Source organism: Collinsella aerofaciens ATCC 25986 (genome assembly GCF_964239575.1).
GTDB classification, from domain to species: domain Bacteria; phylum Actinomycetota; class Coriobacteriia; order Coriobacteriales; family Coriobacteriaceae; genus Collinsella; species Collinsella aerofaciens_BQ.
On sequence record NZ_CAXSQQ010000003.1, the window covers coordinates 1 to 23,383 of the forward strand.

Consider the following 23,383-nt stretch of genomic DNA (forward strand, 5'->3'; position numbering starts at 1 on the left):
CGCGCCCCGCGGGCCGGATCCGGCATCGCGGGTCCCTTGCCCTCGAGTCCGCGCCGCGCTCTCGTCCCAGCGGCGCCCGCGCCTCCGGAAAGTTTTTCCAAAAATGTCCTTGCATCGGCGGGGGAGTTCCCGTATAGTACTTTTTCGCACGGGGGCGTAGCTCAGCTGGGAGAGCGCTTGACTGGCAGTCAAGAGGTCAGGGGTTCGATCCCCCTCGTCTCCACCCGAGCATTGAATGAGGCTCCAACGCAAGTTGGGGCCTTTTTTCATATAGGCACACAAGGTCAAAGGCGGCACCATGATCCTTCTGGTCGACAAGATCGAAAAAAGCTTCGGCGCACGCGTCCTCTTTAGTGGCGCGTCCTTCCAGATCAACCCCGGCGAGCGTTTCGCCCTCGTGGGTCCCAACGGCGCCGGTAAAACCACCATGCTCAAGATCATCATGGGCATCGACAGCCCCGACGCCGGCCAGGTCCAGTACGCCAAGGACTGCCAGGTGGGCTACCTAGAGCAGGAAACCAACCTGGAGCATAAGGACACCACCATCCTCGCCGAGGTCATGGCGGCCGCTAAGGAAATCCGCCGCATGGGCGAGCGCGCCAACGAGCTTCAGGCACAAATCACCGAGCTCTCCGAGCAGGGCAAGGACGTCGACGCACTCCTGAACGAATACGGCCAGGTCCAGGACCGCTTTGAGCACCTAGGCGGCTACGAGCTCGAAAGCAACGCCCGCAAAATCCTGTCCGGTCTGGGCTTTAAGGTCACCGACTTTGAGCGTCCCTGCTCCGAGTTTTCCGGCGGCTGGCAGATGCGCATCGCGCTCGCCAAGCTTTTCCTGCGCCACCCCGACCTGCTGCTCCTGGACGAGCCCACCAACCACCTGGATCTCGAGAGTGTCCAGTGGCTGCGCGGCTTTATCGCCAGCTACGACGGCGCCGTCCTCATCGTCAGCCACGACCGCGCCTTCATGGACGCCTGCGTCGACCACGTCGCCGCGCTCGAGAACCGCCGCGTGACCACCTACACCGGCAACTACAGCAGCTACCTCAAGCAGCGCGAGGACAACCTTGAGCAGATGCGCGCCAAGCGTGCCGCCCAGGAGCGCGACATCGCCCACATGCAGGTCTTCGTCGATAAGTTCCGCTACAAGCCCACCAAGGCCGCCCAGGCCCAGGAGCGCATCCGAAAGATCGAGCAGATCAAAAAGGAGCTCGTCATCCTGCCCGAGGGCCACAAGCAAATCGACTTTAAGTTCCCCGACCCGCCGCGCTCGGGCGATATGGTCGTGGGCCTCGAGGGCGTCTCCAAGTCATACGGCGACAAGCACATCTACAGTGACATCGACCTCAAGCTCTACCGCGGCGAGCATGTGGCGCTCGTCGGCCCCAACGGCGCCGGCAAGTCCACCCTCATGAAGATCCTCGCCGGCCTGGAACCGCCCACCACCGGCACCCGCGACCTGGGCACCAACGTGGGTGTGGCCTACTACGCCCAGCACGCGCTCGAGGGCATGACCGAGTCCAACACCGTCCTGCAAGAGATCGACACCGTCACGCCCAAGTGGACCGTGCCGCAGCAGCGCAGCCTGCTGGGCGCCTTCCTATTTAGCGACAACGACTCCATCGAGAAGCAGGTCCGTGTCCTCTCCGGCGGCGAAAAGGCGCGTCTGGCGCTTGCCAAGATGCTCGTGGCCCCCGAGGCGCTCCTGTGCCTGGACGAGCCCACCAACCACCTGGACATCGACTCGGTAGACATGCTCGAGAACGCCCTGCAAAACTTCCCCGGCACCATCGTGCTGATCAGCCACGACGAGCACCTGGTACGCGCTGTGGCCAACCGCATCATTGACATCCGCGATGGCAAGGTCACGGTCTACGACGGCGACTACGACTACTACCTCTACAAGCGCGAGGACCTCGCAGCCCGCGCCGCGGCCGATGCGGCAGGGGAGAGCGCACCGGCCGCGACCAAGTCCGCTAAGGTCACCGCGGCCCAGCCCGACACCCCCGCCACCGCCTCCAAGCCCGCCGAGGGCAAAAAGACCAAGGAGCAAAAGCGCGCCGAGGCCCAGGCCCGCGCCGCGCTCAACAAAAAGCTCAAGGGCGTGCGCAACCAGCTCAAGAAGATCGAGGCCGAGCTCGACAAAAAGCGCGCCCGCTATGACGAGCTTATGGAATTGATGGCGAGCGAAGAGCTTTATGCCGATCAGGACAAGTTCAATGCCGCGCTGGGGGAATATAACGGCCTTAAGCAAGAACTGCCCAAGCTCGAGGACGAATGGCTGGAGCTTTCCACCCAGATCGAAGAGGAGACCGCGCGTGAATTCTCGTAAGGCCGCTGCCGTGGCGATGAGCGTCATCGCCATCGCCTGTCGCATCTGCGGCATCTTTATGAGCGCGATGACCGTGCTGCTGTGCTTTAGCGGCCTGACCGCCAAGCTGCAGATTGTCGGCTTTGTCGTTGAGCTTTCTCGCGCGCTGCCGAGCGCCATCGCCGGCTACGGCGTCATCACCTCACCCTTTGGCGGCGTTTTCCGCTTGGATTACGCCATCGTGGCCGTCATCCTGTTTGTAGCTGACTACCTGCTCACGCGCGCCTCGCGCCGCGTCCGCTAGGGGAGCGCCATGTCCAGCAGCTACATCATGAACCTGCTCGCCAGCGCCGTCGCCGTCATCGTGGGCATCGTCATCCACGAAAGTGCGCACGCCGCCGCGGCCTGGGCACTCGGCGATAAGACAGCCCGTTCGCGCGGCCGCGTGTCACTCAACCCGCTCAACCATATCGATCCGTTTGGCACTATCATCCTGCCGCTGCTCATGCTCGCCGCCGGTGGCCCGGTGTTTGCCTTCGCCAAGCCCGTGCCCGTCTACCTCAACAACCTCAAGCACCCCAAGCGCGACGAGGTCCTGGTGAGCGCGGCCGGCCCCGCATCGAATATCGCGCTCGCGTGCCTGGCTGCAGCCCTCATGCACCTGGCCTATGGCAACCTCTACGCCAGCATGTCCTTTGCTGTGGCGTCTCAAATCATGAACTTCGGCGCCACGTTTATCGTGGTTAACCTGTCGCTTGCGTTCTTTAACCTTATTCCGATTCCGCCGCTTGACGGCTCGTCTATCATCGTGCCGTTCCTTAAAGGCAAGGCGCTGACCAACTACTACCACCTGCAGCAATACGCTATGCCCATCCTCATCCTAGTGCTGTACCTGCTGCCCATGTGGACCGGCATCGATGTGATCGGCCGCTATTTCGACGTTACCGTGTATCCGCTCGCTGAGCAGATGCTCAACTTCGCAATCGCCGGCATCTAAGGTAAACTTACAGGTCGACCGTGCAAAACGGTCGCAACATGCACCCAAACCGCGCCGCGAAGGCGCCGTCAAAGGAGGTCGAAGATGTCGTATCGCGTGTCGACGCAGGTCTACAGCGGACCGTTCGACCTGCTGCTGCAGCTGGTAACCCGCCAAAAAGTAGATATCGGCGCCATCTCCATTAGCGAGGTGGCCGAGCAGTACCTTGCCGAGGCCGAGCGCATCGAGGCGCTGGACCTGGACGTAGCAAGCGACTTTTTGCTGGTCGCGGCAACCCTTTTGGACATCAAGGCCGCCTCTCTGGTGCCGCAGGAGGCCCCGCGCAAAGTCGATGACGACGATGACGAGTTCGACGAAGACCTCGAAGAACTCAGTGCGCTCGACGGCGACGCCTTGCGCGAGGTCCTGATCCAGCGCCTGATTGCCTACAAGCAGTTTAAAGGCGCGGCGTCAGCCCTCGGTGCCCGCATGCAGGCCGAAAGTCGCATGCACCCGCGTGTGGCCGGCCCCGACCCCGAGTTCTTGGGCCTAATGCCCGACTATCTGGCCGGCATTACCCTGCGCGGCCTGGCCGTCATCTGCGCCGACCTGGACGGCAAGCGCCAGACCTTCCTGCTGGAGGCCGAGCATGTGGCGCCGCATCGCGTGCCGCTCGACCTGACCGTGGCCTCAGTCGACCGCTTTACCATGGCGCACCAAACCTGCACCTTCCGCGAGCTACTGGACGGCGATGCCACCACCGAGCAGCTCGTCGTCACCTTCCTAGCTATGCTTGAGCTCGCCAAGCGCGGCTCGCTCACGCTGAGCCAGGACGAGATCTTTGGAACCATCCGCATCAACCGCGTCGAGGGCGCCGAGGCCTATGTGCCCGGCGAGGGCCCCGAGCTCACCGAATAGGAGCCGCAACCATGTCAACCCTTTCCACGCTGGAGGCAAACAGCCTCAAAGGCGCCCTCGAGGCACTGCTGCTGGTGTCGAGCGACCCGGTGAGCGCGCCCGCGCTGGCAGGCGCGCTGGATATCGCCCCCGGCGAGTGCGCGTCGCTGCTCGCCGAGCTCAAGGTTGAGTACGAGGAGGCCAACCGCGGCTTTCAGCTGCGCGAGGTCGCCGGCGGCTGGCGCCTGTTCACGCACCCCGCTTACCACGACGTGGTCGAGGCCTATGTGTTGAGCTGGGACACACAAAAGCTGTCGCAAGCGGCGCTCGAAACCCTAGCCGTCATCGCATACCACCAGCCTGTGACGCGCGAGGTGGTCAAGGGCATCCGTGGCGTCAATTCCGACGGCGTCATCGCGTCACTCGTCGACAAGGGCCTGGTGCGTGAGCTCGGCCGCGACCCCCAGCGCGGTCAAGCCATCATCTACGGCACGACCAACGCCTTCTTGGAAAAGTTCGGTCTGCGTTCCACCCGCGACCTGCCCGACCTGGAGCAGTTTGCCCCCGACGAGCAGTCGCGTCAGTTTATCCGCGAGCGCCTGAGCGGCCGCAGTATTCAGTCCACGCTCGAGGAGCAGGCCGAGGACCTGGACGAAGAGCGCGAACTACTCGATACCGATGTTGAAGATGTTGAGGCAGTCGAGGACTTGGAGACCCTAGTCGTCGACGAGACCTCGGAGGATTTGCATGACGAGGACTAACGAAGTAGGGGAGACGCGCGCGTCAGCCGCTCCGGGCACCGCAGCGCCCGATGCCCAGCACGTCTATCCGCACACCATGCGCCTGCAGCGCTTTTTGGCGCGCGCGGGCGTGGCGAGCCGCCGCGGGTCGGAGGACCTGATGACCGCCGGCCGCGTGACCGTCAACGGCCAGGTCGCGACCGAACTGGGCACCAAGGTCGACGTCGACCGCGACCATATCGAGCTCGACGGCACGCCCGTCGAGCTCAACCAGGGCGCCGTGTACCTGATGCTCTACAAGCCGACCGGCTACCTCACCACCATGAGCGATCCGCAGGAGCGCCCTTGCGTGGCCGACCTGGTCCCCCGCGACCGCTTTCCGGGACTTTTCCCGGTGGGCCGCCTGGACCGCGACACCACAGGCCTTTTGCTCTTTACCACCGACGGCGACCTATCGCAGGACCTGCTGCACCCCAGCAAACACGTCTACAAGACCTACCAGGCGCTCGTGGACGGAGACTTGTCCGACCGCGATCTTACCCCGCTACGTCGCGGCATCGAGCTCGACGACGGCCTGTGCCAGCCGGCAATCTGCCGTGTCATCAACGCGCGCGAGGCAGAGGCCGTGGCTCCGCAAGGCGTAAAGCCCGGTACCACCGCCGTGGAGGTCATCATCCGCGAGGGTCGCAAGAATCAGGTCAAGCGCATGTTGAGCAAGATTCACCATCCGGTAATCCGTCTGCATCGCTGCAACTTTGCCGGCCTGGAGCTCAAGGACGTGGCCAAGGGCTCGTGGCGCGAGCTCACCAACCGCGAGGTGCAGATTCTCAAGGACGGCGGTATCCCGCCCAAGCAGGCCAGCTCCAAACGCGGCACCGCGCCGGCGACTAACACCGCCAGCCGCACGCGTCATCACGGCAGCCACGGCTCCGCGCCCAAGCGCAACACCTACCGCGAGCGCTACACGGGCTAGGCAACCCGCCGCGCCCCAACGCCCGCGAACCATACCAGCACGCCAACCATCGAAAGGAAGCATTGCATGATCGTCGCCATCGACGGCCCCGCCGGTTCCGGCAAGTCCACCATCGCCAAGGAGATCGCCCGCCAGCTGGGCTTTAACAAGCTCGACACGGGCGCCATGTATCGCGCCGTCACCTTCGCCGCGCTCGACCGCGGCATCGATCTGGATAACGAGGCGGCCATCGACGCCCTCGCCGAGCAGATCGAGATCCGCTTTACCAACGGCGCCGGCGAGGACACGCGCCTGACCATCGACGGCCAGGACGCTTCGGCTGCCATTCGCACCCCGCAGGTCGACGCTAACGTGTCTAAGGTCTCGGCCTACCCGGGCGTGCGCGCCGCCATGCTCATCCATCAGCGCCGTGCCGCCGAGGACCGCGATATCGTGGCCGAGGGTCGCGACATCGGAACCGTCGTGTTCCCTAACGCGCAGGTCAAGGTCTTCCTGACCGCCGACCCGCGCGAGCGCGCCCGCCGCCGCGTGCTGCAGCGTCACCAAAACGACGCCCAGCCGCTCACATCCGCGCTGCTCGAGGCCGAGGTCGACGAGACCCTCGACGCCCTTAAGCAGCGCGACAAGCTCGACAGCAGCCGCGAGGTCGCCCCGCTCGTGCCCGCCGAGGACGCCGTGCACGTCGACTCCACCGCCCACACCATCGACGAGGTCGTCTCGATAATCGAGGACCTCATTAACCAAAGGAGGTAGCCCATGCGCCTGTTTAAGCAGACGCCCGAGGACTATTACAACGCCCCCTACGCCGAGTTCCCGGCTCTCATCCGCGGCACTGTCGTCGTGGTTATGGCCATCCTTTGGGCCTTCTCCAAGCTCATGTGGCGCTGGAAGGTAGAGGACGCCGACCTGCTGTTTGAGCGCCAAGAAGGCCGCGGCAGCGTGGTCATCTGCAACCACACCTCGATGGCCGAGCTCTTGGCCGTGGAGACGGCGCTGTTCTTTGGGGGGCGCCGCATTCGTCCCATCTTTAAGTCCGAGTTCGCCAAGAGCAAGATTGTGCGCTGGGCCTTTAGCCGCGTTGGCGGCATCCCCGTGGAGCGTGGTACTGCCGATATGAAGTGCTTGCGCGCCGCCCAACATGCGCTGCAGCGCGGCGAGGACGTTCTGATCTTCCCCGAGGGCACGCGCATCCGCTCGCGCGAGATCAAGCCCGAGGTCCACGGCGGTTTTGCGCTCATCGCTCAGATGGGCAAGGCGCCCGTTAACCCGCTCGCCATCTGCGGCTGGTCCGACATCACGCCCTCGGGCAAAAAGATCATGCGTCCCAAGAAGTGCTGGATCCGCGCCGGCAAGGCCGTCTCGCTTTCCGACGCACCGGCTGGGCTTAAGCGCACGGAGCGCCTGGAATGGTTTGAGTCCGAGGCCATGAACCGCGTCTACGCCATGCGAGACGAGCTGTGCGCCGAGCATCCGGGCAGGTTCTAGCCATGAGCGAGAACGTGACGAACACCACCGCGACTGTGTCCGGCCAGGCAACCGCGCCTACCATCGAGATCGCCGCCCACGCCGGCACTTGCTACGGCGTACAGCGTGCGCTCGATATGGCGCTGGCCGCTGCGCCGCAGGCAGAGGAGTGCACTCAAGTTCACACCTTGGGGCCGCTCATCCATAACCCCATCGTGGTGCGCGAGCTTGCTGAGGCAGGCGTCGGTCTGGCCGACACCTTGGACGACGCCGCAACCGGCACCGTGATCATCCGCGCCCACGGTGTGGTGCCGCAGGTCGTCGATGCCGCTCGCGAGCGTGGCCTTAACGTCATCGACGCCACCTGCCCTTACGTCAAGAAGGTTCACGTGGCAGCCGAGCGCCTGGTGCGCGAGGGCTACCACGTGGTGGTCGTGGGTGAGCCGGGGCATCCCGAGGTCGAGGGCATTCTGGGTCACGCCGGCAATGATGCGCAGGTCGTGAGCTGTGCCGCCGATGCCAACGCTTTGCCGCTCAAGGGCAAGGTGGGCTTGGTTGTGCAGACCACCCAGACCGCGCAGAACCTCGCCGAGGTCGTGGCTGCCATCACCCCGCGCGTGCAGGAGCTGCGCGTGATCAACACCATCTGCGCCGCCACGAGCGAGCGTCAACAGGCAGCAGCCACACTTGCCAAACGCTGTGATTGCATGGTCGTCGTGGGCGGCAAGAACTCGGGCAACACCCGCCGCCTGGCTCAGATTTGCGCAGACGCCTGCGAGCATACGCATCACATCGAGGAAGCTTCCGAGATCCAGGCCGCGTGGTTTACCGACGCTCACCACATCGGCATCACCGCCGGAGCCTCCACCCCGCAAGAACACATCGAGCGTGCCGTTGCGCGCATCAAGGAGCTTTGCCGCTAACCATGGACCAGACCGTACCCGCATACGCCGCCGAGGTGGCCGATTACGGGCGCAGCCGCGACCCCGAGCCGGGTGAGGGCGCGCTCGTAAAGAACGTGCGTCCCGAATCGCCCGCATGGGATGTGGGTATCGAGCCGGGCATGCGCGTGCTCACGGTCAACGGTGAGGCGCTCACCGACATGATCGTGTGGCTCTGGGAGGCCGACGACGATACCGTCGAGCTGGAGGTTTTCGATCCGCGCGACAACACCGTCACGCCCGTCGAGCTCGACCGCTTTCCCGGCGAGGACTGGGGCCTGGAGTTCGACGGCCCCATCTTTGACGGCATGCGTACCTGTGTGAACGCCTGCGTGTTCTGCTTTATGACCATGCTGCCCAAGGGTGGCCGCTCCACGCTCTACATCCGCGACGATGACTATCGCCTGAGCTTTTTGCAGGGCAACTTTGTCACGCTCACGAACCTCACCGACGAGGACGTGCAAAACGTCATCCAGCGCAACATGAGCCCCATGAACGTGTCGGTTCATGCCGTGAGCCCCGACGTCCGCCGCCGCATGATGGGCCGCAACGCTCAGCGCGGCATGGACGTACTCGAGGCCATCATGGCCGCCGGCATCGAGATTCACGCGCAGATCGTGTTGTGCCCCGGCATGAACGACGGCGAGGAGCTGGAAAAGACCCTGCGCTACTGCGAGGAACATGAGCAGATCACCAGCCTGGGCATTGTGCCGCTTGGTTTTACCAAGCATCAGAACCGCTTTAGCTGGTCATACAGCGACAAGCCCGAACTGGCACGCGAGACCATTACCATGATCCGTCCCTACCAGGACCGCGCCTTCGAGCGTTTTGGCCGCCACACCTTCCAGATGAGCGACGAGTTCTACCTGGACGCCGGCATCGATCCGCCCGAGGCGGACTTTTACGACGGTTACCCGCAGTACTACGACGGCATCGGCATGATCCGCTCGTATCTGGACGAGACCGACGACGTGCTTACCGCCGACGCCGAGCGTCTGCGTCGCGTTCGCGAGACAATCGCCGAGCGCAACCAGCACCTGCTGTGCCTCTCGGGCGCCAGCGCACGCGACACGGTGGCCCGCTTTGTGGAGTCACCCCAGGGACTAGCCGGCACTGTCACGGCCATCAAGAACCGCTACTTTGGCGGCAACGTGGACGTGACCGGCCTCATCGTCGCGTGTGACATTCTGGAGCAGCTGCCGCAGGATCTCTCTGGGGTTATGCTCTTTGTGCCTAAGCTCATGTTCAACGCTGACGGCATGACACTTGACGAGTATCATCGTGACGATTTACTCGCAAGCCTTACCAGTCGCGGCGCCGAGGTTCATGTGGTGTCGACCATGCCGCATGAGCTGCTCGATACCCTAGAGCGCATCCTTGGCATTGTGCCCGCAGACTCTAACACTTCCACTGACCCTACCCATTAAAGGAGAGCAGATGAAACCTATCGTCGCCGTCGTCGGACGCCCAAACGTGGGCAAGTCCACGCTCGTTAACCGCCTGGCCCAGACCTCGGACGCCATCGTCCACGAGTCACGCGGCGTCACGCGCGACCGCTCGTATCACACGGCCGATTGGAACGGCCGCGAGTTCACCATCGTCGACACGGGCGGCATCGAGCCGCTCAAGAGCGATGACGTCTTTGCCACGTCCATCCGCGACCAGGCGCTCGCCGCCGCTGAGGAAGCCGCCGTCATCCTGTTTGTGGTCGACGGCCGCACCGGCGTCACCGAGGAGGACGAGTCGGTCGCCCGCATGCTCAAGCGCTGCGACAAGCCGGTCTTTCTGCTGGTGAACAAGCTCGACAACCCCGATCGCGAGAACGACAGCATCTGGGAGTTCTATTCGCTCGGCATCGGTGAGCCCACGCCGCTCTCGGCCCTGCACGGTCATGGCACGGGCGACCTGCTCGACGATATCGTGGCCCTGCTTCCGGAGGAAGAGGACGAGGTCGCCGATGAGTTCCCCGACGCGCTGAACGTTGCCATCATCGGCCGCCCCAATGCCGGTAAGTCGTCGTTGTTCAACCGCATCTTGGGCGCCGACCGCTCCATCGTCTCGAACATCGCCGGCACGACGCGCGACGCCATCGACACCGTCGTGGAGCGCAACGGCAAGCACTACCGCATGGTCGACACTGCGGGCATTCGCAAGAAGAGCACCGTGTACGAGAACATCGAGTACTACTCCATGGTCCGCGGCCTGCGCGCCATCGATCGCGCCGACGTGGCGCTGCTCGTCGTCGACGCCTCCGTGGGCGTTACCGAGCAGGACCAGAAGGTCATGGGTCTTGCCATCGAGCGCGGCTGCGCCATCGTTGTGCTGCTCAACAAGTGGGATCTGCTCGACGACGACCGTAAGCGCGAGGCCTGCATGGAGACCATCGACCGCCGTCTGGGCGTCATGGCTCCCTGGGCCCAGTACCTGCGCATCTCTGCCCTGACCGGCCGCAGCGTCGAGAAGATCTGGGCGATGGTCGACGCCGCCGAGAAGACGCGCTCGCAAAAGATCAGCACCTCGCGCCTCAACACGTTCCTCACCGACCTGCGCGAGTTCGGTCATACCGTGGTGGACGGCAAGCGCCGCCTGCGCATGCACTACGTGACCCAGACGGGCGTAAACCCGCCGACGTTCACGTTCTTCGTCAACCACAGCGATCTGGTCAACGACACCTATCAGCGCTACATCGAGAACCGCATGCGCTCGACCTTCGACTTTGCCGGCACACCCATTCGACTCTTCTTTAGAAAGAAGGAGCAAAAGGATGCATAATCCGATTCTGCTGACCGCCATCTGCGCCGTGGTCTCGTTCTTTATCGGGGCGATTCCGTTTGGCCTGATCCTGGGCCGCGTGTTCAACCACACCGACATTCGCAAGGCGGGCTCCGGCAACATCGGCACCACCAACGCCCTGCGTGTGGCCGGCCCCAAGGTGGCCGCGCTCACGCTGCTGCTCGACTGCCTTAAGGGCGCCATCTGCGTCCTTATCGCCCGTCCACTCATTGCCGACTTGGGCTATGGTTTTCCGCCGAGTATTATGGCCCCCGGCGCCGCCGGCGACTGGATGCTCGGCGTCATTTGCCTGGCAGCGGTGTGGGGCCATATCTTCTCGCCCTACCTCAACTTCCATGGAGGCAAGGGTATCGCCGTGGGTCTGGGCGTTATCCTCGCCTGGTACTGGCCCATTGGTCTGTCGCTGCTGGGCATGTTTATCGTGGCCGTCGCCATCACCAAGTTCGTGTCGGTGGGCTCGCTTGCCGCGGCCATCGGTCTTCCCATTGCCGCTTGTGCGGTCTTTCCGTACAGCAGCCTAGGACTTAAGTTTTGCATGGCGATGATCGGCATCACCGTGGTGTGGGCCCATCGTGCGAACATCAAAAAGCTCATGACCGGTAAGGAGTCCAAGCTCTCGTTTACCAAGCGCGTCACCGAGCCCGACGATAAGTAGGAGAGAGTCATGAATGTTGCGCTGATTGGCTCTGGCTCCTGGGGAACCGCCGTCGCCGGCCTTGCCGCCGCGCGAGCCGAGCGCGTGACCATGTGGGCCCATAGCGAGCAGACGGCCGCCGGCATCAATGGCGAGCACCGCAACCCCCGCTACCTTGTGGGCTACGAGCTGCCCGGCAACGTCGTCGCCACCACGGACCTGTCGCAGGCGCTCAACGGCGCCGAGGCCATCATCTTTGCCGTTCCATCGACGCACCTTCGCAGCGTGTGCCACCAGGCGGCGCCCTTTATCGCCGCCGATACCCCGGTGCTTTGCCTCACCAAGGGCATTGAGCCTGAGTCCGGCCTGCTCATGAGCGAGGTCATCGCCAGCGAGATCGGCAACGAGGCGCGCGTGGCGGCCCTCTCTGGCCCCAACCATGCCGAGGAGATTTGCCGCGGCGGACTTTCTGCCGCCGTCATCGCCAGCGAAGATCCGCAGATAGGGGAGGCCTTTAAGGACCTGCTCCTGTCCACGGCCTTCCGCATCTACCTGTCGCAGGACATGACCGGTGTCGAGGTCTGCGGCGCCATGAAAAATGTCATCGCCATCGTGTGCGGCATCTCCGCCGGCACCGGCGCGGGCGACAACACGCTCGCCCTCATCATGACGCGCGGCCTAGCCGAGATCAGCCGTCTGGTGCACGCCCGCGGCGGTCAAGCTATGACCTGCATGGGACTTGCCGGCATGGGAGACCTCATTGCCACCTGTACCTCGGAGCATTCGCGCAACCGCACCTTTGGCTACGAGTTTGCCCACGGCGTTTCGCTCGACGAGTACCAGACGCGCACGCATATGGTTGTCGAGGGCGCCGTCGCGGCCCGCAGCGTCAGCGAACTTGCCCGTTCACTGGGCGTAGACATTCCGCTCACCTTTGCCGTGGAGCAAACGCTCTACAACGGTGTTACTTTGGATAGGGCACTCGAGATTCTTACCGACCGCGTCCCCTCTCAAGAGTTCTACGGACTCACCGACTAGCGCAGAAAGGCTTCTACCATGGGTTCCATCAAAATCGCTCCGTCCGTCCTTTCGGCCGACATGGCCAACCTCAAGGGTGAACTCGACAAGATCGTCGGTGCCGACTACGTGCATTTCGACGTTATGGACGGTCACTTTACCGGCAACCTGACCTTTGGCGTTGACATCCTTAAGGCCGTCAAGCGCTCCACCGATGTACCGGTCGACGCGCACCTGATGGTGTCGAACCCCGACGAGACGGTCGATTGGTACGCCGACGCCGGTGCCGATATGATCACCGTCCACTACGAGGCCTCCACGCACTTGCACCGCACGCTCACCCATCTGCAGCAGCGCGGCGTCAAGGCCGGCGTGGTGCTCAACCCCGCCACCCCCGTGTGCGTGCTCGAGAGCATCATCGACGTCGTCGACATGGTGCTGCTCATGAGCGTGAACCCCGGCTTTGGCGGCCAGAGCTTTATCCCGGGCACTCTGCATAAGCTCCACGAGCTCAAAGCCATGTGCGAGCGCCACGGCGTGTCGCCCATGATCGAGGTCGATGGCGGTATCTCTTCCAAGAACGTCGCCGAAGTTGTCAAGGCTGGCGCCAACGTACTCGTGGCCGGTTCCGCCGTATTTAAGTCCGAAGATCCCGCCGCCGAGGTTGCGCTGCTGCAGAAGCTGGGCAACGAGGCTGCACAGGAGGCATAAATCCTTATGACCGCAGGTCAAAACCGCATACCCGTGAATCTTGACTACGCCGCCTCGACGCCCATGCGCGCCGAGGCGCTCCTTGCGCAGCGCGAGTACGACGACAGCGAGCTTGCCGGCGTCAACCCCAACTCGCTACACTCGCTTGGCCGCAAAGCCGCCGCGCGTCTGGAGGTTGCACGTCGCGAGATTGCCCGCAGCTTTGGCGCGCGCGTCCGCCCGTCCGAGATTGTCCTGACCAACGGCGGCACCGAAGCCAACCAGCTGGCGCTGCTCGGTCTTGCCGAGGGCGCTCGTCAGCGCGATCGCAAGCGCGATCGTGTAATCGTGTCGGCCATCGAGCACGATTCGATTCTGGACAACCTGCCGCTGCTGCGTGCCGCCGGATTTACCGTCGACCTGGTGCAGCCCTGCCGCATGGGCTACATTGAGCCTGCCGCGCTTGTCGAGCTGCTGGGCGACGACGTGGCGCTCGTGAGCATTATGGTTGCCAACAACGAGACCGGCGTGGTGCAGCCCATCCGGGAGCTTGCCGCTGCCGCACACGCCGCCGGCGCCCTGATCCACACCGATGCCATCCAGGGCTATCTGCATATTCCGCTCGATGTCACCGAGCTGGGCGTCGATGCCATGTCCGTCGCGGCCCACAAAATTGGCGGTCCTGTGGCATCCGGTGCGCTCTACCTTAAGACCCGCACCCCACTGCGTCCCCGCATCTTTGGCGGAGGACAGGAAGCCGGACGACGTGCCGGCACGCAGGACCTGCGCACGCAGCTGGCCTTTGCCGCTGCCGCCTCGTCTCTGGCGCCCCATGTGGCTCAGGAGCGGGCGACGCTGCAAGCCCTTTCCGACAAGCTCTACGCCACGCTAACGGCCCACCCGCGCATTCACGCCACCATGGGCGACTACGCACAGGCCGATCGTCTGCCGGGCATGGTTTCCATCTACGTCAACGGCATGGACTCCGAGGAGCTCATCGTCAAGCTCGACGCCGCCGGCTTTGAGGTATCGGCAGGCTCGGCGTGCTCGAGCGGCAGCATGGACCCGAGCCATGTTTTAAGCGCGATGGGCATCGGTCGCGAGCAGGCATTGGGCGCACTGCGCATTTCCTTTGACGACCGCGTGAATCCGGACGATCTGGACGAGTTTGCCCAGACGCTGCTCTCGATCGTAGGCGCCGCATGATCGTCGCCGAACTCGAGCGCGCTCTGCTTGCGCGCTATCCCAAGGCGGACGCCGAGGGCTGGGATCACGTTGGGTTATCAGTGGGAGATCCCGCTGCTGAGATCACCGGTGTTGCCTGCGCACTCGACGCGACCGAGGCCAACGTGCACCGTGCTCTTGGGGCCGGCGTCAACGTGCTGCTGACGCATCATCCTATCTACATCAAGGCACCCGAGGCCTTTTGTCCGGCGGATGCCGCACGCCCCCAATGCAGCGCGGCGCTCTACGAGGCAGCGCGTTGCGGCGTGAGCATCATATCGCTCCACACCAACTTGGACCGCTCGCACGAAGCCCGTGTCTGCCTGAGCAAGCTGCTGCGTTCTGCAGCCGTGAGCTCACTGGAGCACGTGGACGACCCCGAGGCCACCGGCCTGGGCGCGCTTGCAACGCTCAACGACCCGTGCACGCTGCGCGATCTTGCCACCCGTGCTGCCACGGCCTTCGGCAGCGACCCGCGCGTGTGGGGCGAAGCCGAGCACGCATGCCGAACCGTCGCTATTTTGGGCGGCTCCCTGGGCGACTTTGGAGAGCTTGCCATCGCCGCGGGCGCGGACGTTGTCGTGACGGGCGAGGCGGGCTACCACGTGGCGCAAGACCTTGCCTTACGCGGGCTGCCGGTGATCTTGCTCGGACACGATCGCTCCGAGGAGCCGTTCGTTGATATATTGATGAACTCTGCAGTTGACGCCGGGGTCGACCCCCGTCATGCGATTAAAATACTGAACCCTTGCCAATGGTGGACTGTGACAAAAGGAGAGAACTTATGAGCGCCGGCGCTACGCTACTCAAGCTGCAACAGATCGATTTGGAGCTCGCCCGCAACAAGAGCGAACTTGCCAATATGCCGGAGCTCAAGGAGCTCGCTTCCAAGCGCAAGACCTATGTGAAACTCAAGTCCGAGATGACCAAGCTCTACGCCCAGCGCAAGGATCTGGACATTGAGCTCGACGATCTCAACACCACCGAGATTCAGACCAACAACGCCATTGAGGCTGCCAAGAAGCGTCACGTCGACGGCTCCGACTACCGCGAGGTTCAGGACCTGGAGAATGAGCTCGCCACCTTGGCCAAGCGACTGGACAAGATTGAGCACACCCGCAAGGACGTCGTTGTCGCCCATAAGGAGGCGCTCGACCGCGAGACCCGCGCGCAGGCCATCATCGCCAAGTTCGAGGAGGGCGTGAAGGCCGATACCAAGGCCGCCCGCGCCAAGGCTGCCGACCTGCAGGCTCAGATTGACGCCGCCACTAAGGAGCGCACCGCGCTTGCCGCCACGCTGCCGGCCGACGTGCTCACCGACTACGAGCGTCTGCTCAAGCAGTTCCGCGGCCTTGCCGTCGAGACCATCCAGGGCAACATCCCCACGGTTTGCCACACCGCGCTGCAGGCATCGTCCATGAGCGACCTCAACCACGACGGTAGCGAAATTACGCACTGCCCGTACTGCCACCGCCTCCTGGTACTCCCGAGCAAGGAAGCCTAGCGATGACGGCGGCATCCAACAATTCAATGCAACTTGAGGGAAAAACGATCCTGCTGGGCATTACCGGCGGGATCGCCGCCTATAAGTCGTGCAATATCGTGCGCCTGCTCCAAAAGCGCGGCACGCGCGTCAAGGTCGTTATGAGCGAGCATGCCACCGAGTTTGTGGGCCCGCTCACTTTCCGTGCGCTCACCAACGAGCCCGTTGCCGTGGGCCTATTCGACGATCCCTCCGACCCCATCCACCACATTTCGCTGGCGCAGGAGCCCGACCTGGTGGTCGTGGCGCCCGCGACGGCCAATATCATCGCCAAGATGGCCAACGGCATCGCCGATGACCTTATCTCCACCACGCTGCTTGCCACGCCGCGTCCCATCGTGATTGCGCCGGCCATGAACAATGGCATGTGGAAGGCGCCGGCCACGCAGGCCAACATGGCCACGCTGCGCGAGCGCGGCGTCCACGTAGTGGGGCCCGGCAGCGGCTACCTTGCCTGCGGCGACGTGGACACGGGACGCATGAGCGAGCCCGAGGACATCGTCGAGGCTGTCTGTGAGGTGCTCAACCCCGCGCCTCAGGACCTGGTAGGCAAGCGTATCGTGATTACCGCCGGCCCCACGCACGAACCGATCGACCCGGTGCGCTTCATTGGCAACCGCTCTTCGGGCAAGATGGGCATCGCCCTGGCGGGGGAGGCTGCTCGCCGCGGTGCTGCGGTCACGCTCGTGCTGGGACCGACATCGCTCGATGTTCCCCGCGGCGTGGCGTGCGTACGCGTGCAGACCGCCGCAGAGATGCTCCAGGCGGCACTGAGCGCCTTCCAGACAGCCGATGCGGCCATTTGCGCGGCCGCCGTCGCCGACTATACCCCCGCCACCCCTGCGGACCATAAGCTCAAAAAGGCCAACGAACGCCTGGATCGCATCGAGCTTGTCGAAACGGTCGATATTTTGGCCGAGCTCTCGCGCCAGAAGGGCGAGCGGTGCGTAATCGGATTTGCGGCCGAGACCGATAACGTTGTCGAGTACGCCGAGCGCAAATTGGCCCGCAAGGGCTGCGATGCCATTATCGCCAACGATGTCTCGCGCGCCGATTCGGGCTTTGGAACCGACACTAACAAGGCCTGGATTGTGAGCACAACGGGTACGCAAGAACTTCCCGTGCTAACAAAACCCCAGCTCGCAGATACAATTTTGGACTTGCTTCAAAATTTATAAAAAAGTTCTTGCACAAGTCTAAAGTTTCGGGTTAATATACTCCCTGTTGCAAGCGAGAGCAGAGCAACAAACATAAGCTTCGGGACGTGGCGCAGCTTGGTAGCGCACTTGACTGGGGGTCAAGGGGTCGCTGGTTCGAATCCAGTCGTCCCGACCAGAAGTTTTCAGGTCAGGCACCTAGTGCCTGACCTTTTTTGTTTTCAGTCATCATGATTAATTTGCTTAAAGCAACAACGTTCCCGATCGATGTAATCACCGAATAAAAACGTGTACATCAGCCACCAAAATCGACATTTTTCGACATGTTTGGAGGCAGATGTACACGAATGCGAAATCCCCCGCCTAATAGCGCCCTCCACATGTCTGGACTCTCTATGGCTGCGCTGGATAGACATCGCCGGAACGGGTATAGTATCGAAAGTTTTGTCGTTAACCAGCGGGGGAGTCCTGTGGGCATCAAAAAGAAGATCAAAAAGGAGCTTATCGGCACTTCCGATTACCCGTCGAATAAGATCTTTACGATCTCCAATTTCATCACCTTTACGCGCCTGATCCTCACCCTGGTATTTCTGTACCTGTTTGTGACGGATAACAACCGCGTCATCGCCATCGTTATCTACGCCGTTGCCGCCTCCACCGACTGGATGGACGGTCAGATCGCCCGCATGACCAAGACGGTCTCATGGCTCGGCAAGGTCATGGATCCCATTTGCGACCGTGCGCTGCTGTTCACCGGCGTACTTGGACTGGTGGTCCGCGGAGAGCTGCCCATCTGGGTCTGCGTACTCATTATTGGCCGCGACATCTATCTGGGCATCGGCACGCTTATCGTGCGTCATTATCACCGTCGCCCCATCGATGTGGTCTTTCCCGGAAAGATTGCCACGGCGCTGCTCATGACCGGCTTCTCACTCATGCTGCTCGGTTTCCCCGTTATTGACGGCCTGCACCTTTTATCTTCAACCCTTACGGCCTTCCCGGGCCTCAACGGAAGCTCGGTGCCCCTCGGCATCTTCTTTGTGTACGGCGGCGTGATCTTCTCCATGCTCACGGCTGTCATCTACTCCATTAAGGGCGGAGTGGCCATTAAACAGGCTCTCGCGCATCCCGAGGACGAGGACATCGACTTTCTGAACCCTGAAATCGAAGACTGATTCGTTGGGGTATGATTACGTACGGTTCATTATTTGCGGCACGTCCGCGATAAGTTAGGGGTTGTCATGGACAACATGGTTAACAATATGCCTCAGAATGATAAGACTGCTGACGCTACCTGCGTATTCCGCGTGCCTTCAAGCGACGTCACCGTTCCCGACCTCATGGCCAACGTACGCATCACCGCCCCCGTCCTGTCCATCGTCAAGGGTCCGCAGACTGGTGCCGCCTTTGAGCTCGAGGACGACGTGACCACCATCGGCCGCGATCCCGCGAACGGCATCTTCCTTAATGACATGACCGTTTCGCGCAGCCACGCGCGCATTATTCGCGAGGGCCTCGGCGCTCGCATCGAGGACCTGGGCTCGCTCAATGGTACCTGGGTCGACGGTGCCATTGTCAATGCAGCCCCGCTGCACGACGGTTCTTCCGTTCAGATCGGTACGTTTACGCTCATCTACCACGAGAGCACGCCGGAGCGCATCGAAACCGGTGAGTAGGGCATGGCCGAACGCAACTATCTGAGTATCGGCCAAGTCGTCAACCTACTTCGAGGCGCATACCCCGATCTTTCGAACTCAAAAATTAGATTTCTAGAGGATGAGGGGCTCATTACCCCTCATCGTACGCCTAAGGGATACCGTCAGTACTCTAAGGAGGACGTTGATCGTCTGGAGGTCATCCTGCACTTGCAGAAGACCCGCTACATGCCGCTCAACGTGATTAAGCAGCGCTTGGAAAACGCCACGGACCTGTCAACGCTCGCCTACGAGGTGGGCTTGCTATCCGATGTTCCGCTCAAGACGGAGCCCAAGGAGACTAAGCAAAAGCTGCATCCCATCGAGACCATTCCCGATATGTTGGGCGTCGAAATTTCGTTTATCCGCTCGCTCGCCGAGAACGACCTCATTCGCATCATCAAGAGTCCGCAGAATCGCGAGCTTGTCGATGGTCGCGATTTTCCGATCATCCGCTACTGCTCCGAGCTGTCGCGCTTCCATATCGAGCCGCGCAACCTGCGTCAGTACGTGTCTTCCGCCAACCGCGAGTCCTCGATGTTTGAGCAGGTGCTTGTGAGCATGCTCGGCATGGATACCTCCGATGACGAGCGCGACGCCAAGCTCGAGCGTGCGTTTAAGAAGCTTCACGACCTGACGGAGGGCGTGCACACCGCGCTGCTCAAGAACCGCGTTTTTGAGTCGCTCAACGCCGTGGTCGAGGACGCCGACATCGATGCACTCGATGAGGAAATCACTCGCTCCGAGTCAACCAAGGCCAAAAACGAAGAGATAGGCGCGCCGGCTTCGCACGAGGATTCCCTCGTAAAGCCGCTCAAGGTCGTCACCCCTTCGCAATCCGGCACCGCCACCGCGGGCAAATAACAGCTGCCGCTTATCCGGCAACCCATTGAAAGGTCATGCAATGTACGACTTCGAATCTCAAATCGTCGACATCCCCGACTATCCCGAGCCCGGAGTCATCTTTAAAGACATCACGCCGCTCTTTGGCAATCCCGAGGCGCTCAAAGCCATGACCGATGCCCTCGCCGAGCACTTTGCCGGCATGGGAATCACCAAGGTCGTGGGCCCCGAGGCTCGCGGCTTTATGGTTGGCGTACCGGTGGCTGTAGCCCTTGGCGCCGGCTTTGTTCCCGCACGTAAACCGGGCAAGCTACCGCGCGAGACCGTGAGCCAGAGCTACGAGCTCGAGTACGGAACGGATTCCATTGAGATCCATGCCGACGCTATCAGCTCTAAAGATACCGTGTTGATTCTGGACGACTTGGTCGCGACGGGCGGAACCGTCGAGGCAACAGGTAAACTGGTGCGAGATATGGGCGCAAAGCTTGTAGGCTACGGTTGTATCCTTGAGCTTGCGTTTCTCAACCCGCGCAAGAAGCTCACGCCTTCTAACGAGGACGTTGAGCTCTTTAGCCTGGTAACGGTGGACTAGCCGCTACCCTTAGATACCGGAAAGGAAGCTACATGCGCACAGCAAACACGCACAGAAACATGGCACGCTGCGCTGCTACGGCAACCCTCGCTTGTGTTTTGGGCCTGGGCCTCGTGGCTCCGGCCTACGCCGATACCGCATCCGACCTTGCCGCTGCTCGTACCAAGCTCGAGCAGATTGGCACACAAACCCAGCAGATTTACGATGAGCTCGCCACGCAGACGCAGGCACTCGATCAGACTGCTGGCGAGATCACGCAAAAGCAGCAGGAGATCGCCGATGGTCAGGCCAAGCTCTCAACCTATGTCGCCGGCGAGTACAAAACCGGTGGTCTGAGCCTGCTTCAGGTTCTGACGGGTGTCGATGACCTGAGCGATATGCTCAACCGTCTGTTCTACTACGGCAAAGTTTCCGACAAGCAGGCTCAGACCATTCAAGAGGTCAAGGAGCTTAAGCAGCAGCTCACCGATAAGCAGACCGAGCAGGAAAAGAACGTCGCCGCCACGCAAAAGAAGGTCGACGAGCTTAACGCTCAGCAGGCTGAAGCCCAGAACGTCGTAAACTCCCTGGATTCACAGCTGCAGGCCGAACTTGCCGCCGAGGCCGAGGCCAACGCCGCGCTACAGGCCGGCATCAACGCCAGCACCGCCGAGAAGGCCACGGTGAGCAACGAGACTGCCGGTACGACCGAGAACACCAACAATGGTGGCCAGACCAGCAATAACAACAACCAGGGCGGCAACACTCCGGCTCCTACGCCGGCACCTGCTCCGACGCCGCAGCCTTCCACGCCCGCTCCGGCTCCGACGCCTTCTGCTCCGAGCCAGTCTGTTGATGGCGGTTCTGTTGTCTCGCGTGCATACAGTAAGCTTGGTTGCGCTTATTCCTGGGGCGGAATTGGCCCGAACAGCTTCGACTGCTCTGGTTTTGTTAGCTATTGCCTCACTGGTCGCTATTGCCGTCTGGGCACCACGGGTACCTTTATGGGCTGGACGCGTGTGTCCGATCCGCAGCCCGGTGACGTTGTTGTCAACTCGTACCACACCGGCATTTACATCGGTGGTGGTCAGATGATTCATGCTTCCGACTACAACACGGGTGTTATCATCAGCTCCGTTGCCGCCGGCATGAACAACAACTACATTTTCGTGCGCTACTAAGTATTCAGATAAAGCAAAAGAATGGACCTCGTGGCTTTGAGTCATGGGGTCCATTCTTTTGCCTTTCGTGCAGTCCGCTATCTAGTTTTGAATACTAGATAGCGGCCCAATCGGTCTGCAAGATGGCTATAATTGAATGGGAACGATTAGAAAGGACCCTCTATGAGCTGGGCACTTATCTCCGATTCAAGCTGCAACCTCCGCGATTGGCAACCGACCGCGCCCCATACCACCTTTGCATTTGCACCCCTCAAAATTCGAGTGGGGGAGCATGAATTCGTCGATGACCTTTCGCTCGATGTTCATGAGCTCAACTGCGCTGTTCAGGCGGAGACGAACGCTTCTTCGAGCGCTTGTCCCAGCGTAGGGGAGTGGGCCGAGCTCTTCAAATTGGCAGACATGACCATCTGCATGCCGATCTCTGAGGGCGTGTCGGGCAGCTACAACGCGGCAGCCACGGCTCGCGATATGGTTCTTGCCGAGGAGCCCGACCGACAGATTCATCTAGTCAATTCACGCGCAGCTGGCGGCAAAATGGACCTCATTTTCTTGCTGTTCGACCGCTATCTTGCAAGCAATCCGAATGTCTCATTCGAGGATGCCTGCGCATACTTCGATAGCCTTGAACAGAACAGCAAAATCCTCTTCAGTTTGTGCAATTACGAAAACCTCGCCAAAGCCGGACGTATCCCTAAGGCAGCCGGCGTCATTGCCAACAAGCTCAATATCCGCATTTTGGGCACGGCGAGTGAGGCCGGTAAAATCGAACTCGTCGGGCACACGCGTGGCGAAAAGAAGATGCTCAACAAGATCATCGACACTATGGAAGCCGAGGGCTTTACGGGCGGTGAGGTCGTCATCGATCATGTGGAGAATGAGGCAGGCGCCCAAGCACTTGCCAGGCGCATTGTGGAGCGATGGCCAGGCTCCAAGACTATCATCATGCCCTGTAACGGGCTAGATTCATACTATGCCGAAATGCATGGGCTCATTATCGGCTACGGCATGGGCGTAGCTTCGGGCCAATAAAGTCCAACCAAGCAAAATTACGGGCGGGACAAAGAGACAGCTGACTCTTTGTCCCGCCCGTTTTATACGTCGGCTAGCTATTAAACCCATTGAACTTGAGATAGCTCATCAGGTACGCCTTCGAAACGAAGGACGATACCGCGCTGCGCACAAGCAGCGACTCACGCGTTACCTGATGCGCCGTATCGGGAACCGGCGTCTGCTCGACAGAAAACGCCGAACGAATCGATGCCTCGAGCTGATCGACCACATAATCAAAGGCCGTCGGGGCATCGTAGCTCAAACGCTGAATGTTAAAGAGTGCCTGTACCGCAGCAATAGGTAGCACCTGCTTAAAGATGCAGATAGCAATCAGGCGGGCAATCTGCTCGCGGCCATATTGCTTTTTGACCGGAGCAGGCACTAGGCCGACCTTTACGTAGTTATTGATCATCGATGGCGTAATGATAGGCTGCTCAACGCAAATGGACAGCGGCTCCATCCACAGCGCAACATACTCAATGACCTGGTCGCGGTAGAGCGTCACATTGGGCAACTGGTCATAGCGCGGCAGACTCAACGTATTGAGTTTGCGTACGATATCGGACTGAATAAATGCATCGGGCAACACAGTAGGCTGAATATCCTCAGGCTTAATGCTGACCGACGAATCAGACATCGGAATAACGTGTTTAACGTGGTTCATAAAGGTCCTCCGTTCATTTT

General features: G+C 61.5%; 25 protein-coding genes and 2 tRNA genes. 26 read left to right on the plus strand and 1 reads right to left on the minus strand.

Going from position 1 to position 23,383, the window contains the following annotated elements; genetic code table 11:
- Positions 1 to 150: 150 nt before the first annotated feature.
- The 26 genes from ACESUZ_RS02700 to ACESUZ_RS02825 all read left to right on the plus strand — a co-directional run bounded on the left by ACESUZ_RS02700 (position 151) and on the right by ACESUZ_RS02825 (position 22,678).
- A tRNA-Ala gene (locus tag ACESUZ_RS02700) sits at positions 151 to 223 on the plus strand.
- A 75-nt stretch (positions 224 to 298) separates the two neighbouring features.
- A complete protein-coding gene (locus tag ACESUZ_RS02705; RefSeq protein ID WP_373198303.1) occupies positions 299 to 2,332 on the plus strand; it encodes an ABC-F family ATP-binding cassette domain-containing protein in 2,034 nt (677 codons plus the stop codon).
- Positions 2,319 to 2,615, plus strand: coding sequence for a hypothetical protein (locus ACESUZ_RS02710; RefSeq protein ID WP_226802852.1), 297 nt, complete (start codon positions 2,319 to 2,321; stop codon positions 2,613 to 2,615). Before ACESUZ_RS02705 ends, ACESUZ_RS02710 begins: the two co-directional genes overlap by 14 nt.
- Positions 2,616 to 2,624: 9 nt before the next feature.
- Complete coding sequence (locus tag ACESUZ_RS02715; RefSeq protein ID WP_373198306.1) at positions 2,625 to 3,308, plus strand: site-2 protease family protein; 684 nt, start codon at positions 2,625 to 2,627, stop codon at positions 3,306 to 3,308.
- An 84-nt stretch (positions 3,309 to 3,392) separates the two neighbouring features.
- Positions 3,393 to 4,205, plus strand: coding sequence for a segregation and condensation protein A (locus ACESUZ_RS02720; RefSeq protein ID WP_373198307.1), 813 nt, complete (start codon positions 3,393 to 3,395; stop codon positions 4,203 to 4,205).
- Between the two features lie 11 nt (positions 4,206 to 4,216).
- Entirely contained in the window at positions 4,217 to 4,945 is a 729-nt protein-coding gene (gene scpB / locus ACESUZ_RS02725) for an SMC-Scp complex subunit ScpB (RefSeq protein WP_089571912.1), read from the plus strand.
- Positions 4,932 to 5,897: a pseudouridine synthase gene (locus tag ACESUZ_RS02730; RefSeq protein WP_373198309.1), complete on the plus strand. Its 966-nt coding sequence runs from the start codon at positions 4,932 to 4,934 to the stop codon at positions 5,895 to 5,897. The genes scpB and ACESUZ_RS02730 overlap by 14 nt, the downstream gene beginning before the upstream one ends.
- 66 nt (positions 5,898 to 5,963) lie before the next feature.
- Positions 5,964 to 6,650 carry a (d)CMP kinase gene (gene cmk, locus ACESUZ_RS02735; RefSeq protein WP_373198311.1) on the plus strand — a complete coding sequence of 229 codons (687 nt, stop codon included), beginning with the start codon at positions 5,964 to 5,966 and terminating at the stop codon, positions 6,648 to 6,650.
- A gap of 3 nt (positions 6,651 to 6,653) precedes the next feature.
- Complete coding sequence (locus ACESUZ_RS02740; protein ID WP_373198313.1) at positions 6,654 to 7,382, plus strand: lysophospholipid acyltransferase family protein; 729 nt, start codon at positions 6,654 to 6,656, stop codon at positions 7,380 to 7,382.
- 2 nt (positions 7,383 to 7,384) lie between these two features.
- Entirely contained in the window at positions 7,385 to 8,284 is a 900-nt protein-coding gene (locus tag ACESUZ_RS02745) for a 4-hydroxy-3-methylbut-2-enyl diphosphate reductase (protein WP_373198315.1), read from the plus strand.
- Between the two features lie 2 nt (positions 8,285 to 8,286).
- Entirely contained in the window at positions 8,287 to 9,729 is a 1,443-nt protein-coding gene (locus ACESUZ_RS02750; protein ID WP_373198317.1) for a DUF512 domain-containing protein, read from the plus strand.
- Positions 9,730 to 9,739: 10 nt separating this feature from the next.
- Positions 9,740 to 11,074, plus strand: coding sequence for a ribosome biogenesis GTPase Der (der, locus tag ACESUZ_RS02755; RefSeq protein WP_035138458.1), 1,335 nt, complete (start codon positions 9,740 to 9,742; stop codon positions 11,072 to 11,074).
- Positions 11,067 to 11,750: a glycerol-3-phosphate 1-O-acyltransferase PlsY gene (gene plsY, locus ACESUZ_RS02760; RefSeq protein ID WP_349114115.1), complete on the plus strand. Its 684-nt coding sequence runs from the start codon at positions 11,067 to 11,069 to the stop codon at positions 11,748 to 11,750. Before der ends, plsY begins: the two co-directional genes overlap by 8 nt.
- A 9-nt stretch (positions 11,751 to 11,759) precedes the next feature.
- Positions 11,760 to 12,767, plus strand: a complete 1,008-nt coding sequence (locus ACESUZ_RS02765) for an NAD(P)H-dependent glycerol-3-phosphate dehydrogenase (protein ID WP_373198319.1) — start codon at positions 11,760 to 11,762, stop codon at positions 12,765 to 12,767.
- A gap of 18 nt (positions 12,768 to 12,785) precedes the next feature.
- Positions 12,786 to 13,457, plus strand: a complete 672-nt coding sequence (gene rpe / locus ACESUZ_RS02770; protein ID WP_373198320.1) for a ribulose-phosphate 3-epimerase — start codon at positions 12,786 to 12,788, stop codon at positions 13,455 to 13,457.
- 6 nt (positions 13,458 to 13,463) lie between these two features.
- Positions 13,464 to 14,642 (plus strand): cysteine desulfurase family protein, encoded by a 1,179-nt coding sequence (locus ACESUZ_RS02775; protein ID WP_373198322.1) that lies wholly within the window; start codon positions 13,464 to 13,466, stop codon positions 14,640 to 14,642.
- Positions 14,639 to 15,448 (plus strand): Nif3-like dinuclear metal center hexameric protein, encoded by an 810-nt coding sequence (locus ACESUZ_RS02780; RefSeq protein WP_373198324.1) that lies wholly within the window; start codon positions 14,639 to 14,641, stop codon positions 15,446 to 15,448. Before ACESUZ_RS02775 ends, ACESUZ_RS02780 begins: the two co-directional genes overlap by 4 nt.
- A complete protein-coding gene (locus ACESUZ_RS02785) occupies positions 15,445 to 16,164 on the plus strand; it encodes a zinc ribbon domain-containing protein (RefSeq protein ID WP_271760390.1) in 720 nt (239 codons plus the stop codon). The genes ACESUZ_RS02780 and ACESUZ_RS02785 overlap by 4 nt, the downstream gene beginning before the upstream one ends.
- 26 nt (positions 16,165 to 16,190) lie before the next feature.
- Positions 16,191 to 17,381, plus strand: coding sequence for a bifunctional phosphopantothenoylcysteine decarboxylase/phosphopantothenate--cysteine ligase CoaBC (gene coaBC / locus ACESUZ_RS02790; protein WP_373198326.1), 1,191 nt, complete (start codon positions 16,191 to 16,193; stop codon positions 17,379 to 17,381).
- 80 nt (positions 17,382 to 17,461) lie between these two features.
- Positions 17,462 to 17,538, plus strand: a tRNA-Pro gene (locus tag ACESUZ_RS02795).
- A 292-nt stretch (positions 17,539 to 17,830) separates the two neighbouring features.
- The gene (locus ACESUZ_RS02800; RefSeq protein ID WP_040359866.1) at positions 17,831 to 18,535 is read left to right on the plus strand and encodes a CDP-alcohol phosphatidyltransferase family protein; all 705 of its coding nucleotides are present in this window, start codon (positions 17,831 to 17,833) and stop codon (positions 18,533 to 18,535) included.
- A gap of 66 nt (positions 18,536 to 18,601) precedes the next feature.
- Complete coding sequence (locus ACESUZ_RS02805) at positions 18,602 to 19,036, plus strand: FHA domain-containing protein (RefSeq protein WP_006236002.1); 435 nt, start codon at positions 18,602 to 18,604, stop codon at positions 19,034 to 19,036.
- 3 nt (positions 19,037 to 19,039) lie between these two features.
- Complete coding sequence (gene ftsR / locus ACESUZ_RS02810) at positions 19,040 to 19,918, plus strand: transcriptional regulator FtsR (RefSeq protein ID WP_138112611.1); 879 nt, start codon at positions 19,040 to 19,042, stop codon at positions 19,916 to 19,918.
- A gap of 40 nt (positions 19,919 to 19,958) precedes the next feature.
- Positions 19,959 to 20,489, plus strand: coding sequence for an adenine phosphoribosyltransferase (locus ACESUZ_RS02815; RefSeq protein WP_271731607.1), 531 nt, complete (start codon positions 19,959 to 19,961; stop codon positions 20,487 to 20,489).
- 59 nt (positions 20,490 to 20,548) lie between these two features.
- Positions 20,549 to 21,649, plus strand: a complete 1,101-nt coding sequence (locus ACESUZ_RS02820; RefSeq protein ID WP_373198330.1) for a coiled-coil domain-containing protein — start codon at positions 20,549 to 20,551, stop codon at positions 21,647 to 21,649.
- A gap of 162 nt (positions 21,650 to 21,811) precedes the next feature.
- Positions 21,812 to 22,678: a DegV family protein gene (locus ACESUZ_RS02825; RefSeq protein WP_373198332.1), complete on the plus strand. Its 867-nt coding sequence runs from the start codon at positions 21,812 to 21,814 to the stop codon at positions 22,676 to 22,678.
- A 73-nt stretch (positions 22,679 to 22,751) separates the two neighbouring features.
- Here the strand turns inward: ACESUZ_RS02825 and ACESUZ_RS02830 are convergent, their stop codons facing one another.
- Positions 22,752 to 23,363, minus strand: a complete 612-nt coding sequence (locus tag ACESUZ_RS02830; RefSeq protein ID WP_368142304.1) for a DUF1836 domain-containing protein — start codon at positions 23,361 to 23,363, stop codon at positions 22,752 to 22,754.
- Positions 23,364 to 23,383 lie beyond the last annotated feature (20 nt).

Coding starts and splice junctions, on each gene's coding strand:
- ACESUZ_RS02705 (WP_373198303.1), top strand. CDS start 299: ATGATCCTTCTGGTCGACAAGATCGAAAAAAGCTTCGGCGCACGCGTC.
- ACESUZ_RS02715 (WP_373198306.1), top strand. CDS start 2,625: ATGTCCAGCAGCTACATCATGAACCTGCTCGCCAGCGCCGTCGCCGTC.
- ACESUZ_RS02720 (WP_373198307.1), top strand. CDS start 3,393: ATGTCGTATCGCGTGTCGACGCAGGTCTACAGCGGACCGTTCGACCTG.
- scpB (WP_089571912.1), top strand. CDS start 4,217: ATGTCAACCCTTTCCACGCTGGAGGCAAACAGCCTCAAAGGCGCCCTC.
- ACESUZ_RS02730 (WP_373198309.1), top strand. CDS start 4,932: ATGACGAGGACTAACGAAGTAGGGGAGACGCGCGCGTCAGCCGCTCCG.
- cmk (WP_373198311.1), top strand. CDS start 5,964: ATGATCGTCGCCATCGACGGCCCCGCCGGTTCCGGCAAGTCCACCATC.
- ACESUZ_RS02740 (WP_373198313.1), top strand. CDS start 6,654: ATGCGCCTGTTTAAGCAGACGCCCGAGGACTATTACAACGCCCCCTAC.
- ACESUZ_RS02745 (WP_373198315.1), top strand. CDS start 7,385: ATGAGCGAGAACGTGACGAACACCACCGCGACTGTGTCCGGCCAGGCA.
- ACESUZ_RS02750 (WP_373198317.1), top strand. CDS start 8,287: ATGGACCAGACCGTACCCGCATACGCCGCCGAGGTGGCCGATTACGGG.
- der (WP_035138458.1), top strand. CDS start 9,740: ATGAAACCTATCGTCGCCGTCGTCGGACGCCCAAACGTGGGCAAGTCC.
- plsY (WP_349114115.1), top strand. CDS start 11,067: ATGCATAATCCGATTCTGCTGACCGCCATCTGCGCCGTGGTCTCGTTC.
- ACESUZ_RS02765 (WP_373198319.1), top strand. CDS start 11,760: ATGAATGTTGCGCTGATTGGCTCTGGCTCCTGGGGAACCGCCGTCGCC.
- rpe (WP_373198320.1), top strand. CDS start 12,786: ATGGGTTCCATCAAAATCGCTCCGTCCGTCCTTTCGGCCGACATGGCC.
- ACESUZ_RS02775 (WP_373198322.1), top strand. CDS start 13,464: ATGACCGCAGGTCAAAACCGCATACCCGTGAATCTTGACTACGCCGCC.
- ACESUZ_RS02780 (WP_373198324.1), top strand. CDS start 14,639: ATGATCGTCGCCGAACTCGAGCGCGCTCTGCTTGCGCGCTATCCCAAG.
- ACESUZ_RS02785 (WP_271760390.1), top strand. CDS start 15,445: ATGAGCGCCGGCGCTACGCTACTCAAGCTGCAACAGATCGATTTGGAG.
- coaBC (WP_373198326.1), top strand. CDS start 16,191: ATGCAACTTGAGGGAAAAACGATCCTGCTGGGCATTACCGGCGGGATC.
- ACESUZ_RS02805 (WP_006236002.1), top strand. CDS start 18,602: ATGGACAACATGGTTAACAATATGCCTCAGAATGATAAGACTGCTGAC.
- ftsR (WP_138112611.1), top strand. CDS start 19,040: ATGGCCGAACGCAACTATCTGAGTATCGGCCAAGTCGTCAACCTACTT.
- ACESUZ_RS02815 (WP_271731607.1), top strand. CDS start 19,959: ATGTACGACTTCGAATCTCAAATCGTCGACATCCCCGACTATCCCGAG.
- ACESUZ_RS02820 (WP_373198330.1), top strand. CDS start 20,549: ATGGCACGCTGCGCTGCTACGGCAACCCTCGCTTGTGTTTTGGGCCTG.
- ACESUZ_RS02825 (WP_373198332.1), top strand. CDS start 21,812: ATGAGCTGGGCACTTATCTCCGATTCAAGCTGCAACCTCCGCGATTGG.
- ACESUZ_RS02830 (WP_368142304.1), bottom strand. CDS start 23,363: ATGAACCACGTTAAACACGTTATTCCGATGTCTGATTCGTCGGTCAGC.